Origin of the sequence: Lacrimispora sp. 210928-DFI.3.58, assembly GCF_020554865.1 — a bacterium.
Taxonomy (GTDB): domain Bacteria; phylum Bacillota; class Clostridia; order Lachnospirales; family Lachnospiraceae; genus Enterocloster.
Genome location: NZ_JAJCIC010000003.1, coordinates 198901 through 215507, shown reverse-complemented (window position 1 = coordinate 215507; position 16607 = coordinate 198901). Strand labels below are relative to the sequence as shown.

Below are 16607 nucleotides of genomic sequence, written 5' to 3'. Positions count from 1 at the left end.
CTGTACCTGCAGCTCCAGGAAGGGATACATATCTTTTTTATCTTAACACGATTTTTTTAGACTGACAAGTGGGGAAATCATGTGATCTCCACAGCCAGGTTCCGCAGCCACTTCTTCTGCCGGTAGCGGATATACCCCAGAACCGCCTTATAAACCTCCTCCAGCATTACCAGGGCATATACGGTGTAGATCGGAAGCTTCCACACAAGAGCCCCTAAAAATGCCAGCGGCACGCCAATAAACCACACGCCGCTCGTATCCAAAAACAGGCACATCTTCGTGTCCCCGCCGCTCCGAAGAACGCCTACCACATTGATGTAATTAAACATCTTGAAGGGCATATAGGCGGCAAACAGAAGGATGCACAGGTTCACATCATGGGCGACCTCAGGCGTGATGTTGTACAGGCCGATGATGGGTATGCGTATCCCTACCACCACTGCTGCCGAAGCCAGCATCACAAAAAATTCCAGGATAAAGAAATGGGTGGCATAGGTCTCCGCCCGCTTCAGCTTCCCTCCTCCCAGCTCATTGCCCAGGATGACTGCCGTGGCAGCGCTCAAGCCCTGGAACAGCACCACCACGATATCCTGGATCGTGGTGGCAATGGTGATAGCGGCCACCGCATTGTCCCCCATACGGCCGTAGGCCAGGGAATACATGGTGGTTCCCAGCCCCCACATGAACTCATTGGCGATCACAGGGGCAGAGGTATCAAAAAACTTCCTGATAAACTGCCCGCTCCAGCCAAAGAGACCGGAAAAGCCGCAGGCCAAAGGCAGCCGCTTCCCATATACATATGCCAGCACAAGGCAGATTTCCAATATCCTGGCCGTAAGGGTGGCCAGAGCTGCCCCGGCCACGCCCAGGGCGGGAGCTCCGAACTTTCCGAAGATGAGCACATAGTTCAGGCAGATATTTACAATGATCGCAATACAGCTTGTCACCACAGGGAACACCACACGGTTCACTGCCCGCAGCATTGCCACATACACATTGGTAAGGGCGATAAAGGGGTAGGTAAGGGCTGCAATGCGCAGATAGCCGGCCCCCAGGGAAATGCTGGCCTCACTTGTGGTAAATATGCGCATTACCATCTGGGGACGGACAATGGAAGGCACCACAAAAAACAAGGCCCCGCCCAGGGCTAACAAAATGGACAGGCCCAATACCTTCCTGATATTTTTCACATCGCTGTTTCCCCAGAACTGGGCTGCCAGCACGCCGCTTCCGCTGACAATGCCGAACACCAGCAGGGAAAACACAAAAAATACTTTATTTGCCAGTCCCACGGCTGCAATGGCCGTAGCCCCAAGGCTTCCGATCATCAGGGTGTCCACCAGGTTCACCACTGTGTTCAGCATACCCTGCAGGGCCACGGGACAGGCGATCATCAGGGCTTTCTTTAAAAAACGTCTGTCATGAAACATCTCCCTGGTGCTCTTTGCTAACTGCATCATTCTTCTCTTCCACCAATTCTTTCTTTTCCTCCGGCTGCTCCCTGGGGAGCTTCTGGACCAAAACGCTCTCGATCATTTTATTTCCGGCTTTCATGACCTTGAAGCGGTAACCGCCAAAGTCCACCTCCGGCTGCTCGTCCTCCTGGGGGATGCGGTCCAGGCGTGATACCAGATAACCATTCAGGGTATCATAGGCATCCAGGTCCTCCTGGTCAAATTCCATCTCCAGGGTATCCATCACATCGTCCAGAGGGGTAAGGCCGCTCATGACATAGGAGCCATCAGGTCCCGGAGTGATAAATTCCTCCTCCTCATCGTACTCATCCATGATATTTCCGACGATCTCCTCCAGAATGTCCTCCATTGTCAAAAGGCCTGCTGTCTGTCCATACTCATCCACTACGATCTCCATGTGGATCTTCTTTGACTGCATTTCCTTAAAAAGGGTGTCAATGTTCCTGGTCTCAGGTATAAAGTTTGCCTCACGCAAAAGTCCTGGGATATCCTTTATGAGCCAATCCTCCTTGTCCTCCTTTGAGGCGCAGGAAATGGCATCTCTCAAGTGGAGGATACCGATAATGTCATCAATATCTTCTCCGTAGACAGGATAGCGGGTGTTCACCCCTTCACTCAAAATAAAGTCCACTGCCTCCTTTAGGGGCATAGAGCCGTCCAGGGCCGTGATGTTGGTGCGGTGGGTCATGATATCGGAGGCATCCTTATCCCCCAGCTCAAAGATGTTGGTGATCATTTCTGTCTCATCCGCCTCTAACACGCCCTGCTCATGACCTTCATTTACCATGGACATGATATCTTCTTCTGTTACATTGTCATCCTCGTCGGAAAGCTCCGTCCCAAAGGCCTTCAGAATCAGCCCGGATATCAGGGTGATGACCTTTGTGAGGGGCAGGAAGACACCAGTGACAAGCAGCACTGCCGGGAGCATATGGTAGCCCCATTTTTCCGGATTCTTCTTTGCCAGCCGTTTGGGGATAACGATTCCAAAGCTGATGATCAGAAGAAGGAGCACCAGGGTGACGAATACGACCCCCAGAGTCTGCCCCCACCAGGGACCAGTCAGGAAGCCGTTCCCGGAAGCCTTGCCAATCGATTCTTCACCCGGCTTTAACACAGCCTTCAAAAACTGCCTTACCTGCACCGGAAGTATAACAGCGCCTGTGATCATGCCGATCAGATGAGTGGTGATCTGGATCGTATGTATAAACCTGCCTGGCCGGTTTACAAATTCAAGAAGGCGGGCCGCCTTTTTGTTGCCCTCCTCCGCCTCATCCTCCAGCTTTCCTTCATTTACATTCTGAATGGCAGAGCCAAAACCGTAGAAGGCCCCCTCCAGCAGAATGAAACCAATGAGAATCAAAATACTGACAGGCGAATAACCATCGTCCATAATAAAAAAAAGACTCCTTTCTTAACCTGAAACATGAAAAGCAGAGAAATGCCCTGCTAAACCTACATGCGTCCAGCGGGCGGACGCACTACCGCACCGCGAAAGTCTGGCGGACGCATTTGGCATACTTGAATACATGCCGCCTATACGGCGGCAGGACTTTCACAGTAATAAATGGCATAACTCTGCTTATCATAGCATTTTTCTTAGATTTCGTCAATGAGGCCCAATCCTTTCTCCCAGAATTTATCCCAGAAAAACCTCCTGAAGCCCCTCATTTTCCTTCTCCATCCTTTGTATGGCTGCGCAGCAAGCACGCAGACCTGTCTGACCTCATACGCTGCAGCTACTTATGTATGCAGCTCCAGGCTTATCATCAGCGCCTCGTCCACCTTCTGCTGCAGCTCCCCGTCAATATGGCATATTTTCTCCCTGAGCCTCTGCTTGTCAATGGTCCGCAGCTGCTCCAGCAGGATGACGGAATCCTTTACCATGGAATACCGCCTGGCACAGAGCTCCACATGGGTAGGAAGCTTTGCCTTGTTCATCCTGGAGGTAATGGCTGCGCAGATCACCGTGGGGCTGTGCTTATTTCCCACATCGTTCTGTATCACCAGCACAGGACGGACGCCTCCCTGCTCGGAACCCACCACCGGCCGCAAATCTGCATAATAAATATCTCCACGTCTGATAATCACACTGCTCACACTCCGTCATTTTTGTCACCTTTCCATCTAGTATTGACCTGTTTTCCCCCAGGTATACACAGGTGGACCCCTGCATGATTATCATATGACGGAGGACTTTCTTTGGAGCCTGCCAGAACTGCTGCTACATATAGCCAAAGCCCTCATATACATCGTGGAAATAATCCTTTGTGCCAACGATCTGCCCGCCTCTTACATAGACTCTGGGAACCCTCTTTCCCAGATTGCAGACCATCTCATAGTGGAAGCCGCCGCCTAAGGCTGCCAGCTCCTCCACTGTGATCTCATCGTCCCCGTCCCTGCCGATCAGGGTGACCTCGTCATCCTCACAGGCCTCCGGGATATCCGTGACATCCACCATAAACTGGTCCATGCACACACGTCCCAGGATCCGGGCCCGCTTTCCGCGGATCAGGACAGAGGCCTTGCCGGAAAGGCTGCGCAGATAGCCGTCCCCGTAACCCACAGGGATGGTAGCCACTCTCATGGGCTTCTCTGTCACATAGGTACCCCCATAGCTGATGGGACATCCCGGCTCCATATCCTTTATGTAGGTGATGACGCTCTTTAATGCCATAGCGGGACGGAGCTTTACGGCCTCCCTGTCCACCTCGTCGGAAGGATAGAGCCCGTAGATGGAAATGCCCGCACGCACCATATCAAGGCTGTTGGAGCCCAGGGACTCGATGATCCCTGCACTGTTGGAGCAGTGGCGGATGGGGATCGCCACTCCACGCTCCTCCAAGTAGCCCAGAAAGCGCAGGTATGCCTGATACTGGGCCTCATAGGCAGCCTTATCCGCCTCATCCGCCCTGGCGAAATGGGTGAACATTCCCTCAATGCGCAGTCCGGGAAGCCTGCTCATCCTCTCTGCCATATCAGCAGAAGCCTTGTCCGGCTTCATGCCGATGCGCCCCATGCCGGTATCCACTGCCAGATGGATGAAGGCTGTTTTCCCGTTCTTTACCGCAAGGTCGGAAAGTGCTTTCGCCTTCTCATATTGGAATATGGCCGGGCGGATGTCATAGCGCAGAAGCTCCCCGTACCTGGACTCGTGGGTGACACCCAGGATCAATATCATCTTCTTGATCCCGTGACGGCGCAGTATGATGGCTTCATCGATCGTAGCCACCGCATAGCCCTCTACATAAGGATCAATGGCCCTGGCAACAGGAACAGCGCCGTGGCCGTATCCGTCTGTCTTTACCACCCCGATCATGGCCGTGGAAGGCGGCAGATTCTCCTTCATCTCTTTCATATTTGACACAACCGCATCCAGATCAATGGCTGCATATACCCTGCTGTAGGGTCTCATGACAATGTCCTCCCTTTGTTTTCCATTTTCAATTACCCTCAGTGGTCGAGGGCACACACGCCTTGTCCACTGAGGGTATCGTAAGCCTATGACTACAGCACCTGCTCCACTGCATTGGCAAGCTCTGTGGCAAGAAGGCTGTGGCCTCCCGATACACTGGCTGCTTCTCCTGCCAGTCCATGGACATACACGCCCAGACATGCGGCATCCTCTACCTCCAGCCCCATAGCCATGAGTCCGGCGATGATGCCTGTAAGCACATCGCCGGAGCCTGCCTTTGCCATGGCGCTGCAGCCGCTTGTGTTAATATAGAGCTCCCCATCCTTTCCAGCCACCACAGAAGCAGCGTCCTTTAAAACGCAGGTGATCCCGTAGCGGGAGGCATAGCTTAAGGCCGCTCCGGGAAGATCCTCCTGGATCTCCTTTACAGACTGTCCTGTCAGACGTGCCATCTCTCCCAGATGGGGTGTGATAACAATATTTTCTGTATAGTATGCCGTCAGATACGGGTGAGCAGCTACCAGATTAAGCCCGTCCGCATCAAGGATGACCGGAACAAAGGCGCTTGTCAGGATATCCTCCACCAGATACTCTGCATAATCCTCTGTTCCAAGCCCCGGCCCCAGCACCACCACATCGGCCCAGTTCATCTGCTCCTCTATCATTTCCCGGAAGGCCTCGCGTCCCTCCAGGATTTGCTCCGGCCTGTACACAGCCAAAATAGCCTCCGGAAGAAGGGTCTTTAACGCCTGCCGGTTCTCCTCCACGGTCAGTATCTTCACAAGACCTGCCCCCGTCCTGTAGGCAGCCAGGGCGCTTAAGTAAGCGGCTCCGCACATATCCTTCGAGCCCGCTGCTATGAGGACACGGCCAAAGGTCCCTTTGTTGGAGTAGGCCCGCCTTCCGGGGATCCGTTCCAGATCTTTCTTTTCATAGGCAGCAGCCCAGCCCAGGGGAAGATTTCCCGGACGGTCTTCGGAAAGGTCTTCTGAAAAGGCGCTCAAAGGCTCTCCGCCTTCAGAAGGATTCCCCTGGCCGGGAGCGTCCTCCAATGCCGCCGGTGGAAAGCCCACGGGATCGATGATGACGCGGCCTGCATACTCCCGTCCCGGATAAAGGGCCGTTCCCAGTTTTTCCCATCCAAAGGTGACTGTCACATCGGCCCTCAGGGCAATCCCCATCACGGCCCCTGTATCGGAATGGATACCGGAGGGCACATCCACAGCAACCGTATAAGGCCTCTTAGGAAGTCTCTCCAGCATTTCCATGCACAGCCTGTACTCTCCCTCGATCATCCTGCTTAAGCCAACGCCAAAAAGGGCATCCACCAGTATATCACAGCTTCTGCCCTCCATCTCCTGCCAGACTGACACAGCCACGCCCAGCCTTTCTGCGATCGCAAGCTGGCTCTTAAATTCCTCTGTGCCCCGCGTCCGGTCTCCTGCCAGCACGACCCTGGCATCATACCCCTTCAGATGCAGCATTCTGGCAGCCGCCACGCCGTCCGCACCATTGTTGCCAATACCGCAGACAGCCCAGATCACACTGCCTTCCTCTGCCTCTTTTTCTGCCTCCAGCGCTGCCGCCAGGGCCGCCCTCTCCATAAGCACCATGGAAGGGATCCCTATGTCCTTTATGGTGTAGGCGTCAATCTCCTTCATCCGCCTTCCCGTTACAAGCTTTCTCATGGCATACCTCCTCTTTCGCCGCCCTCGCCCACGGCAAAGGCCATGGCATATTCGCCTGTGTTGGAAATGGACACCTCTATGCGCTCCATCCCCATCTCCTGAAACCTGACAAGGGCTCCCCCGTAGAGGCGCACATAGGGCTTTCCCAATTCATCCCGCAGCACCTCCACATCAATGGGCATAAAGGTTCGGAAACCTGTGCCAAGGACCTTTGCCACTGCTTCCTTTACAGCAAAAGAGCCGGCTAGCTTAGAGGCTGACCCCTTTGCCTGCCGGCTTTCCATCTCAGTAAATGTGCGCACCACAAAATAATCCTTTTCACAGGCTTTGCGGATGCGGTCTATTTCAACTAAATCAGTCCCTACTCCCAGTATCATGCGTTCTATGCTTCCTGCAACTTATTTTGACTGCTTGTTGTCCTGCTCCCATTGGTCCTGCATACTACATACACGGTATGAAAGGCGCATAAGGCTCTCTGACAGATGGACATTCTCCACCACCACATCGTCTGGTACCACCAGATCGGTGTGGGCAAAATTCCAGATCGCCTTCACACCTGCATGTACCAGGCGGTCTGCGATCTCAGGAGCTTTTGTCTTCGGTATAGTAAGTGCTGCGATCTGGATCTCATGCTCTCTGATAAAGGTTTCCAGATCATCCACAGAACGGATCTCAATACCACGTATCACAAGGCCAATGAGCTTTGGATTGATATCGAACATCCCCTTGATAACAAATCCTCTGCGCTCAAAATTCGTATAATTGGCAATGGCCTGCCCCAGATTACCTGCGCCTATGATGATCAGGTTGTGCTGCCGGTCAATACCCAGGATCTTCGCGATCTCGGAATAAAGATATTTCACATTGTAGCCATATCCCTGCTGTCCAAAGCCTCCGAAATTGTTTAAATCCTGACGTATCTGTGATGCTGTTACCTTCATCCGGGTGCTGAGCTCATTGGAGGAAATACGCTCAACGCCTTCCTCGATCAGTTCCCCAAGATATCGGTAATAGCGGGGCAGACGTGAAATCACTGCCCTGGATATCTCTTTGCGTTCCATTCTATTTCACCTTTCTTCTTGTAACTCTTCTAGCATTCTTCAATATTTCTATTATAAACATATGCCAAAACAATGTCAAACCAGTTTCAGTATGTTCTTGAAAAAATAATTTTCCTATATTATACTTGTCAATGCAGAAGAATTTTAGTGATTTTACATGTAAAGGAGTTTACCGTGATTTTATCGTGCAGCAATGTAAGCAAATCATTTGGGGAAAATGATATTTTAAAGCGTGTATCATTTCATATAGAGGAGCATGAAAAAGCCGCCATCGTGGGCATCAACGGCGCCGGAAAGACCACCCTGCTGAAGATCATCATCGGAGAAATGCCCTGTGACGAGGGAAATGTGGCCTGGACCAAGGGCGCTTCCATCGGCTATCTGGCCCAGCACCAGGATCTTATGGGGGCGGAAACCATCTACGATGCCCTTCTTGAAGTAAAGCGCCCCATTATCCAGATGGAGGAGCGCATCCGAAGCCTGGAGCATTTGATGAAATCAGCCTCAGGCCAGGAGCTGGAGGACATGCTCTCTGAATACAGCCGCTTAAACCACACCTTTGAGCTGGAAAACGGCTACGCCTACCAGAGCGAGATCACCGGAGTCTTAAAGGGATTGGGCTTTCTGGAGGAGGAATTTTCAAAGCCCATAAACGCCCTGTCAGGAGGCCAGAAGACCCGCGTTTCCTTAGGAAAACTGCTCCTCACAAAGCCGGATATCCTGCTCCTTGACGAGCCTACCAATCACCTGGATATGGAGTCCATTGCCTGGCTTGAAACCTACTTAAAAGGCTACAGCGGAAGCGTTATCATCGTTGCCCATGACCGCTATTTCCTGGACCGTGTGGTGACAAAGATCATCGAGCTGGACAATGGCAATGCCACTGTTTTTTCCGGCAATTACTCTGCCTACAGCGATAAAAAAGCAATGCTCCGTGATGCCCAGATCCGCGCCTATTTAAACCAGCAGCAGGAGATCAAACACCAGGAAGCCGTCATTGCAAAACTCAAATCCTTTAACCGGGAAAAGTCCATCCGCAGGGCGGAAAGCCGGGAAAAAATGCTGGAAAAGATCGACCGCCTGGAAAAGCCTGTGGAGGTCAACGACTCCATGGACATCCGCCTGGAGCCGGATACGGTCAGCGGAAACGATGTGCTCACTGTCCGCAGCTTAAGCAAGTCCTTTGGTTCCCAGACATTGTTCCAAAATGTAGACTTTGAGATCAAGCGCGGGGAGCGTGTTGCCATCATCGGCAACAACGGCACCGGAAAGACCACGCTTCTCAAGATCATCAACAGCCTGATCCCTGCCGATACCGGGGATATCCGCCTGGGAGCCAAGGTACATATCGGCTATTATGACCAGGAGCACCAGGTGCTTCACATGGAGAAGACCCTGTTTGATGAGATACAGGATACCTATCCCACCATGAACAATACTCAGATACGGAACACCTTAGCCTCCTTCCTGTTCACAGGAGACGATGTATTTAAGCAGATAGGGGACTTAAGCGGCGGTGAGCGCGGCCGTGTTTCCCTGGCAAAGCTCATGCTCTCAGATGCTAATTTCCTGCTTCTGGACGAGCCTACCAACCACCTGGATATCACCTCAAAGGAGATCCTGGAGAGCGCCCTGTGCCGCTACACGGGAACAGTGCTCTATGTGTCCCACGACCGCTATTTTATCAACAGGACAGCCACCAGGATACTGGATTTGACCAACCAGGCCTTTATCAACTATATTGGAAATTATGACTATTATCTGGAGAAAAAGGAAGATGTGGAGGCTGCCTTCGCGGCCCGGACAGCTGCCCAGAAGGCCTTTTCTCAAGGCTCCTCTTCTGCTTCACAGACTGCTCAGATCTCTTCTTCTGCCGCTCCCACTGCGGAGGGCAGCAAGCTGGATTGGAAGGCCCAGAAGGAGGAGCAGGCCCGCTTAAGGAAGCGTCAGAACGACCTTAAAAAGGTGGAGGACACCATCCACAGCCTGGAGACAAGAGACGGGGAGATCGATTCTCTGCTGTCCCAGGAGGAGGTCTATACTGATGTGGGACGGCTCATGGAGCTGAACAAGGAGAAGGAAGATATCGCAGCAAAGCTGGAGGAACTGTATGAGCTGTGGGAAGAGCTGGCTGAGTAGATGGAGTCGGCCCAGATAAGGCCGGCTGCTTCAGATACATCGGACTGCTGCTGTCTGCTCGGACACCCGGAGGGATGACGGAGCAGACAGCAGCGTCCCTGACTCATGAAAGGAGACTGATATGAAATTCCGCCGTATTTTTGCGTTTGCAGGGGCCATGGTCCTTGCAGGGCTTTTTATCACTGCCATTGTGCTTGCTGTCACGGGAGCACCTGCCAATCATCTGATGGCTGTGCTCTTCTCCATTGTCTTTATCACTGCCGTGCTCTATGCCATGGGGCTCATGATGAAGGCGCTGAAAAAGCCTTCGGAGGATGATTCCGAGAACGGCGGGAACAAAGCGGGCAAGCCCGCCTCAGCTCCCCGCCCTCCTCACTCATGAGGGGCTTGCACGTTTTGTGCGCCGCCGCGCGTGCTCTGTTTTTTTAGAGCACATTTTCCTTGACGCGGCGTGTGCATCCTTGCGGAGCTTTCCGGATCATCCCCAGTACCGAAGTCCGGCCTCTCTGGCCTCGAAAAGCGCCTGCTCCATAAGCTCTTTCGCCTTATCCGGGCGCGTGTCCATTCCCTCCGCATAGATACAGCGGAATGTGGGAATTCCGAACATTTTGCACAGTGCTTCCAGATACCTTGCCCCCTGTTCCATGGGACCGTCCCCGTAGAAATCTCCCCTGGTGGTGAAAAACAGCATATCCTTTGCCTTACACATGCCATATATGCCCCTCTCATCACAGCCAAAGGTGATCCCCTCCAGGGAAATGTTTTCAATATAGAGCTTCACGATCGCGGGCACACTCAGATCCCAAAATGGCGCCGCCACAAGGATACGGTCTGCCTGGGCAAACTGGTGTGCATAGGCAAAGCGCGGATGCTGCCGGTTGTTTTCCTCCAAAAGCCTCTGCCGCTCTTCAAAGAAACGGCCTCTTAAAGGCTGAAAATCCATTTCCGCCAGATCCAGCTGGGTATATTCATAGGGCGCAGGTGCATTCTTTTTCATCTCCTCCAGAAAAGCCTGGGCCAGCATCCATGTCCTGGATTCCTCTCCCCGGACACATCCATTGATCATCAAAATCTTCATGTTTTTCTCCTACCCGGTGCCTGAAAACACCTTTTTTATTTTCACATTTCGGTATTCCCATATATCTGAGTATTTTTGCACAGTGTCGAACTGCAATCTTTCTTTGCTTTTTGGCACGGCATTTGAATGTGCAGAAAAAGAAAGGGGCGCCGCATCCAGCAGCCCCTTTCCTTTTGCCAAAGCATACCGAAAACGCGCCAGTGACGCGTTTTCTGGTTAAGCTTACTTTCTCATAATGATATCTTCACGTCCAGGTCCATTGGAAACCATAGCGATCGGAGCCTCGATCTCCTTCTCCACGAACTCAATGTACTTGCGGCAGTTCTCAGGAAGATCCTCGTACTTCTTAATGCCCCTGATATTGCACTTCCAGCCGGGCAGCTTTGTAAGTACCGGCTTTGCCTTCTCCAGTCTTGCGGTAGTCGGGAAATCCCTTGTCACTTCGCCATCGATCTCATAGCCCACGCATACAGGGATCTCATCCAGATATCCCAGGACATCCAACACGGTAAATGCCACCTCCGTGGTACCCTGGATACGGCAGCCGTATCTGGTAGCTACTGCGTCAAACCAGCCCACACGTCTCGGACGGCCTGTGGTAGCGCCATACTCGCCGCCGTCTCCGCCGCGGTGTCTTAATTCCTCTGCTTCATCGCCAAAGATCTCGCTGACAAAAGCGCCTGCGCCAACTGCGCTGGAGTATGCCTTTACCACGGTGGTGATATCTTTGATCTCATACGGCGGGATGCCTGCACCGATAGCGCCGTAGGCAGCCAGGGTGGAGGAAGAGGTTACCATTGGGTAAATGCCGTGATCCGGATCCTTTAAGGAGCCCAGCTGTCCCTCCAGCAGGATCTTCTTGCCAGCCTTGATCGCGTCATAGAGGTAAGCGGAGGTATCACATACATAAGGAGCGATCATATCACGATACTCCTGAAGCTCTTTGATCAGCTCCTCCGGATCTAACAGAGGCTTGTGGTACAGATGCTCAAGGAGCACATTCTTCTTCTCGCATACCGTGTAAGCCTTCTCCCTGATGAGCGCATCGTCAAAGAGCTCGCTTACCTGGAAGCCGATCTTTGCATATTTATCAGAATAGAAGGGCGCAATACCCGATTTGGTAGAGCCGAAGGCCTTGCCTGCCAGACGCGCTTCCTCATAGGTGTCAAACAGTACATGATAAGGCATCAGGATCTGAGCCCTGTCGGAAACAAGGATGTGGGGCTTTGGAACGCCTCTGTCCACCAGGGACTGTATCTCTTTTATCAGATACGGAATGTTCAGTGCCACACCGTTGCCGATAATGCTGGTGGTGTGCTGATAAAATACACCTGACGGCAGAAGATGAAGGGCAAACTTGCCATAATCATTGATAATGGTGTGGCCCGCATTGCTTCCGCCCTGGAAACGGATGATAATGTCCGATTCCTTTGCAAGCATATCCGTGATCTTGCCCTTTCCTTCATCTCCCCAGTTAGCACCTACAATTGCTCTAACCATACGTTAAATCCTCCTTCGGGTATAACCCTGTTATGTTCATTTGCAAACCTTAACATCTTAACTTTACTACAACACCTGCCATAAGTAAAGAGATTATTTGTTATGTTCTCCATAATCTGTGCTTATGGTGTAACCCTTTGGACGGCTGCCGGGAGGGCGGCTGGAGCGACTTTGCAGGACATTAGAAGCACTTAGTCAGCTGGTTTTTCCGTTCAGAGCAGCATCAATGATTGTTTGAGCGCAGCGAGTTGCTTTGATGCTGTTCTGGCATGCTGTTTACAGTTTTATCTTTGTCCATACCCCGGATTTAAACCGCCAGGTAGTGAATAAGAAACGGCTCATCTGATCTGCCAGCACTCCCAGCCAGATTCCCATAAGCCCCAATCCCATCACAAAGCAGGCAATATAGCTCACCGCCGTTCTTATGATCGTCACGGAAATGGTGGAGGCCGTCATAGTAAACAGCACATCGCCGGCTCCCCGCAGGCAGCCCATATAGATGACCTGAGCCAGCTGGAAAATAGCAATGACAATGATCAGACGCATGATCATCACTCCCATATCCACGATGTGGGGCTCCTTAAAGTACAAGCAGTACAAGGCCCGCCCACCCAGAAGATAGGTCACGGACAGCACAATGGAGATCACATTGCCAATGCGCTGGCAAATGCTTCCATAAAGCTTTGCCAGCTCCGGCTTTCCCGCTCCCAGGCTCTGGCCGATCAAGGCCACCGCAGCCACCTGCATTCCGTCTCCAAAGGAAAAGGTCAGGCTCATCACATTCATTCCTACCTGGTGCGCCGCAAATGCATCCGTGCCCAGCTTTGCCGCCATCACAGCCGTGGACATGAACCCGGCACGCATCAGGATCTGCTCCAGAAACACGCCGGAGCTGACCTTCACAATGCTGCCCACCGGCTCCAGGGTCAGCTGTACCTTCTCCCTGATAACAAACGGGATATTCACATAGCTGTCCCTGCGGAACAAGGAGCCGATGCTCAAGGCACAGGCCACTACCGTACCGAAGACCGTAGCAATGGCCGCCCCCTTGATCCCCATAGCCGGGAATCCGAAATGACCGCCGATCAGCAGATAATTTCCGATAATATTTGTCACATTGGAAGTCACGTTCGTCACCATGGCGATCCTGGTCTTTCCCGCTCCCCTCTGGGCTGCGTTGATCACCAGAGAAAGAATATTAAAGATCATCCCGCCCATGATAATGCGGAAATAGAGGACTGCGCTGTCGTGGGTATCAGGCCCGGACCCGCACAGGTCTATGATCGGATCTGCCAGAGCCACGCAGGCAATGCTAACCGCCACACCTGCCAGGGCAGTGAACAGGAAGGCCAGCATCAGAGTCTGGTTTGCTCCTTTCCTGTCCTCCTCTCCTTTTCTCCTGGCCACGATGGCTGAAACAGACACATTGGTGGCAATAAAAAGCGCCAGGCCGATAAACTTCGGCTGGGTCGTAAGGCCCACCGCAGCCACCGCATAGGCACCGATACTGCTCACCATCATAGAATCGATCATACCTGCCAGGGCCACAAAAAAGGATTCCAGCACAGACGGCCAGGCCATCTGCAAAGCCGTCTTTATCCTTCCCCTGTTTCCATCCACATAGTTCCTGATGCATTCTGTTATATGCTTCATCTCTTGTATATACTCCTGTCTGCTTAATATCCTGTTATCCTGCCGTCATGTTCTCCCGTCCCTGTAATCATATCCAGCAGACTCCTGCCTGCCATGGAGATCAGGTTGGAGTCCCCTGTAACAATACAGATATGGCGCAGAGGCATTTCCTCCTGAAAGGTCAGCTCAAACACCTCTCCCCGCTCAATGGCCTCCTCTGCAAAGCCCTCCATCACGCAGCCGATCCCCATATTCCGTCTAGCAAACTGCACGATCATATCGCTGATGGCCAGCTCAAACTCCGGCTTCACCTCAATCCCCTTAGACGCCAGAAATTCATCCATAAAGCTTCTGGTGCTGGTATTTCTCTCCAAAAAGATACAGGGCAGCCCGCAGAGGGCGTCATAGGCCAGAACCTGCCCCTTTAAATGGGCGAAGCTGTTTCCTGCAATAAAGATATTCCGTATGGGCTTCACCGGGATCTGATTCATGCCGTCTTTGCAGGCCACCGGGGTGGTCACCACCCCAAAGTCGATCTTTCCCTCCTCTAAGCTTCTCACTGTCTCCGGCGTAGGCGCATTGGACACATTGACCTTGATGTTCGGATACCTGCGGTGAAACTCCTCCAGAAATGGCAGCAGGAAGAATTGCAGCGTCATATCGCTTGCCCCTATCCGCACCTCCCCCATATCCATATCCAGCATCCTCTCAAGCCTTCTTGCTCCCTCTAAAAGCTGCTCCACCCCAGGCTTCACATACCGGTACAAAAGCTCCCCTTCCCTGGTAAGCTGCACTCCTTTCGAGGTGCGCAGAAAAAGCTTTGCCCCCGCCTCCTTCTCCAGCATTCTTACGGCCTGGCTAACCGCCGGCTGGGTGATGCACAGCTCCTGGGCCGCCGCCGTCAGGCTTCCGCCCTCACACACATGATAAAACACCCGGTAATATTCCAGATTGACATTCATCTATAATCTCCTCTTATTGAGATACCACCATTTCCAAACTCTTCCTTATGAGACTATAACACAAACAGGGCGCCCGGTCAATGGGCGCCCTTTGCTCTGTGTTTCTTCTACCGCTATAGAAATTGCATTATCATTAATGGCTCGCAAAAATCCCCTCAATAACATCCACATGATTACCAGTTGTATTAACACGAAGGCAATCAAGACTAACCACATATCCGCCATCTGCCGGTTCTGTTTCAAGATATCTTTTCAGCCAGCTATAGCCATTGTCGCCCTCCCGCCAGGTTACTTCTTCCTGTATGCGGTTCGATATCTGCGTATTTTTATCTATCGTAAAGATCCCATACTCCCCATTTCCTTCTTCAAAGCTTTCCAGAATCCCGGCCTGGACAACGATATCCTTCTGCATCACATAGTAATTCGGGCCAAATACAATGCTTTCCTGCTGCAGGCTGCGAACAGAAGAATAGGAGGCAGGATTTTTCTGGTAATAACAGCCTGCCTGATAAAGCAGATTCAGAAATTCGTTTGTCTTAGGATTATCCGACACTGTTCCTTCTGGCCCAATACGGCGAATCATGGAATTCCCCTGAAAATAATACCGATATTCCCTGTTGTCTATCACCGCATAGATAAAATTAGGCCCATTTGTTCCTGAAACATACGATTTATCATAGTCCGGATTGTCATAATAAAATTCCAGCGAGTAGGTTTGATAACCATATGTCTTCATGACCGGATCCACCAGCGGATCGCCTGTAACAACCGCAGAGCGGAGCACAGCGGATCCGTCATCACGTGTTCGGAGCACCTGATTTCCCTCTGTCACATACGGCCCGCGATTCGTCTGGTTATACATTCCCCGAATCACTGTAATGAGCTCCTCCACATTCCGGCATTGCGCCTGGTCAACCAAATGTTCCCCTGCCATGGATGGGAATGGGAACACAAGACACATCACCAGCCCAATAATCGCAATGAATATTTTCTTACCACTCAATTCTCATCTCTCCAGTCCTTTTATTGAATACTACTTGCATACAGAGCACTACCACTTCCACTCTATTTCTCCTGTTCTCCTGTTAAATATTGCCGTTCCGGCGTATTTATTAGCGGAAATATCTCCCCCTTCTCTCATTCGTCTTTGAACCTCTTCCTCAGACATCTGCCATCTTACGATAAAGTAGTAATTGTCACCTTTTTTCGTAGTTTCATTAGAAAAAATCACATATCTATCCTTTGTTCCAGGATATTGATTGTAGTAGTATTCAATCACCAGATTCTCAGCCTCTTCCTCTGTATAGAAAGATTTTTTCTGCGTCTGCGCGGATCCCTGCGTCTGTACCTGCCCGTTTACAATCCAGGCGCCATCACTATTCACCACATAGCCATCTGGTGTGATATTGTTTATCAGACAATATCCATTGCTATTAAAATAATAGCACTCTGACACGCCGTCTCCATTGCCATCAATCCACATCCAGGCATTTGCCGGATAAGAGCCATTGTCATTTTGATACCACCAGCCGACATCATCTCTCTGCCAACTGCCTGCATAGACTGTAGCCCCCATCATAACTGACATTATCCCCGCCATTGTTAAAATTTTCATACTCTTTCTCATGCTTTTTTCTCCTGTCTCATTGCATTTTTA

15 protein-coding genes are annotated in these 16607 nt (G+C 51.7%); 2 read left to right on the top strand and 13 right to left on the bottom strand.

Annotated elements, in window-relative coordinates; translation table 11 throughout:
* Positions 1-77 precede the first annotated feature (77 nt).
* From LIZ87_RS03510 to LIZ87_RS03480, 7 genes are all read right to left on the bottom strand, one after another.
* On the bottom strand, positions 78-1460 hold the full coding sequence (locus LIZ87_RS03510) for an MATE family efflux transporter (RefSeq protein WP_227145296.1): 1383 nt from the start codon (positions 1458-1460) through the stop codon (positions 78-80).
* On the bottom strand, positions 1420-2868 hold the full coding sequence (locus LIZ87_RS03505; RefSeq protein WP_178314209.1) for a hemolysin family protein: 1449 nt from the start codon (positions 2866-2868) through the stop codon (positions 1420-1422). Before LIZ87_RS03505 ends, LIZ87_RS03510 begins: the two co-directional genes overlap by 41 nt.
* A gap of 350 nt (positions 2869-3218) precedes the next feature.
* The gene (locus LIZ87_RS03500) at positions 3219-3566 is read right to left on the bottom strand and encodes a type II toxin-antitoxin system PemK/MazF family toxin (RefSeq protein WP_178315939.1); all 348 of its coding nucleotides are present in this window, start codon (positions 3564-3566) and stop codon (positions 3219-3221) included.
* 133 nt (positions 3567-3699) lie between these two features.
* Positions 3700-4890 carry an alanine racemase gene (alr, locus tag LIZ87_RS03495; protein ID WP_227145294.1) on the bottom strand — a complete coding sequence of 397 codons (1191 nt, stop codon included), beginning with the start codon at positions 4888-4890 and terminating at the stop codon, positions 3700-3702.
* A 92-nt stretch (positions 4891-4982) separates the two neighbouring features.
* Positions 4983-6578: an NAD(P)H-hydrate dehydratase gene (locus LIZ87_RS03490; protein ID WP_227145293.1), complete on the bottom strand. Its 1596-nt coding sequence runs from the start codon at positions 6576-6578 to the stop codon at positions 4983-4985.
* Entirely contained in the window at positions 6575-6955 is a 381-nt protein-coding gene (gene acpS / locus LIZ87_RS03485; protein ID WP_178316807.1) for a holo-ACP synthase, read from the bottom strand. The genes LIZ87_RS03490 and acpS overlap by 4 nt, the downstream gene beginning before the upstream one ends.
* 21 nt (positions 6956-6976) lie before the next feature.
* Entirely contained in the window at positions 6977-7639 is a 663-nt protein-coding gene (locus tag LIZ87_RS03480) for a redox-sensing transcriptional repressor Rex (RefSeq protein ID WP_178316806.1), read from the bottom strand.
* A 174-nt stretch (positions 7640-7813) separates the two neighbouring features.
* On the opposite strand from LIZ87_RS03480, the gene LIZ87_RS03475 reads away from it, so the two are divergent.
* Together LIZ87_RS03475 and LIZ87_RS03470 are read left to right on the top strand one after the other, a co-directional pair.
* Positions 7814-9778, top strand: coding sequence for an ABC-F family ATP-binding cassette domain-containing protein (locus tag LIZ87_RS03475; protein ID WP_178316805.1), 1965 nt, complete (start codon positions 7814-7816; stop codon positions 9776-9778).
* Between the two features lie 121 nt (positions 9779-9899).
* A complete protein-coding gene (locus LIZ87_RS03470) occupies positions 9900-10160 on the top strand; it encodes a hypothetical protein (RefSeq protein WP_227145291.1) in 261 nt (86 codons plus the stop codon).
* 96 nt (positions 10161-10256) lie between these two features.
* Here the strand turns inward: LIZ87_RS03470 and LIZ87_RS03465 are convergent, their stop codons facing one another.
* From LIZ87_RS03465 to LIZ87_RS03440, 6 genes are all read right to left on the bottom strand, one after another.
* The gene (locus LIZ87_RS03465; RefSeq protein WP_227145289.1) at positions 10257-10856 is read right to left on the bottom strand and encodes an NAD(P)H-dependent oxidoreductase; all 600 of its coding nucleotides are present in this window, start codon (positions 10854-10856) and stop codon (positions 10257-10259) included.
* Between the two features lie 222 nt (positions 10857-11078).
* Complete coding sequence (locus tag LIZ87_RS03460) at positions 11079-12356, bottom strand: adenylosuccinate synthase (RefSeq protein ID WP_227145287.1); 1278 nt, start codon at positions 12354-12356, stop codon at positions 11079-11081.
* 276 nt (positions 12357-12632) lie between these two features.
* A complete protein-coding gene (locus LIZ87_RS03455; RefSeq protein ID WP_227145285.1) occupies positions 12633-14009 on the bottom strand; it encodes an MATE family efflux transporter in 1377 nt (458 codons plus the stop codon).
* A 23-nt stretch (positions 14010-14032) separates the two neighbouring features.
* On the bottom strand, positions 14033-14950 hold the full coding sequence (locus tag LIZ87_RS03450) for a LysR family transcriptional regulator (protein WP_227145283.1): 918 nt from the start codon (positions 14948-14950) through the stop codon (positions 14033-14035).
* Positions 14951-15083: 133 nt separating this feature from the next.
* Entirely contained in the window at positions 15084-15953 is an 870-nt protein-coding gene (locus LIZ87_RS03445; RefSeq protein ID WP_227145281.1) for a hypothetical protein, read from the bottom strand.
* 48 nt (positions 15954-16001) lie between these two features.
* Positions 16002-16577 (bottom strand): hypothetical protein, encoded by a 576-nt coding sequence (locus LIZ87_RS03440; RefSeq protein ID WP_227145280.1) that lies wholly within the window; start codon positions 16575-16577, stop codon positions 16002-16004.
* Positions 16578-16607 lie beyond the last annotated feature (30 nt).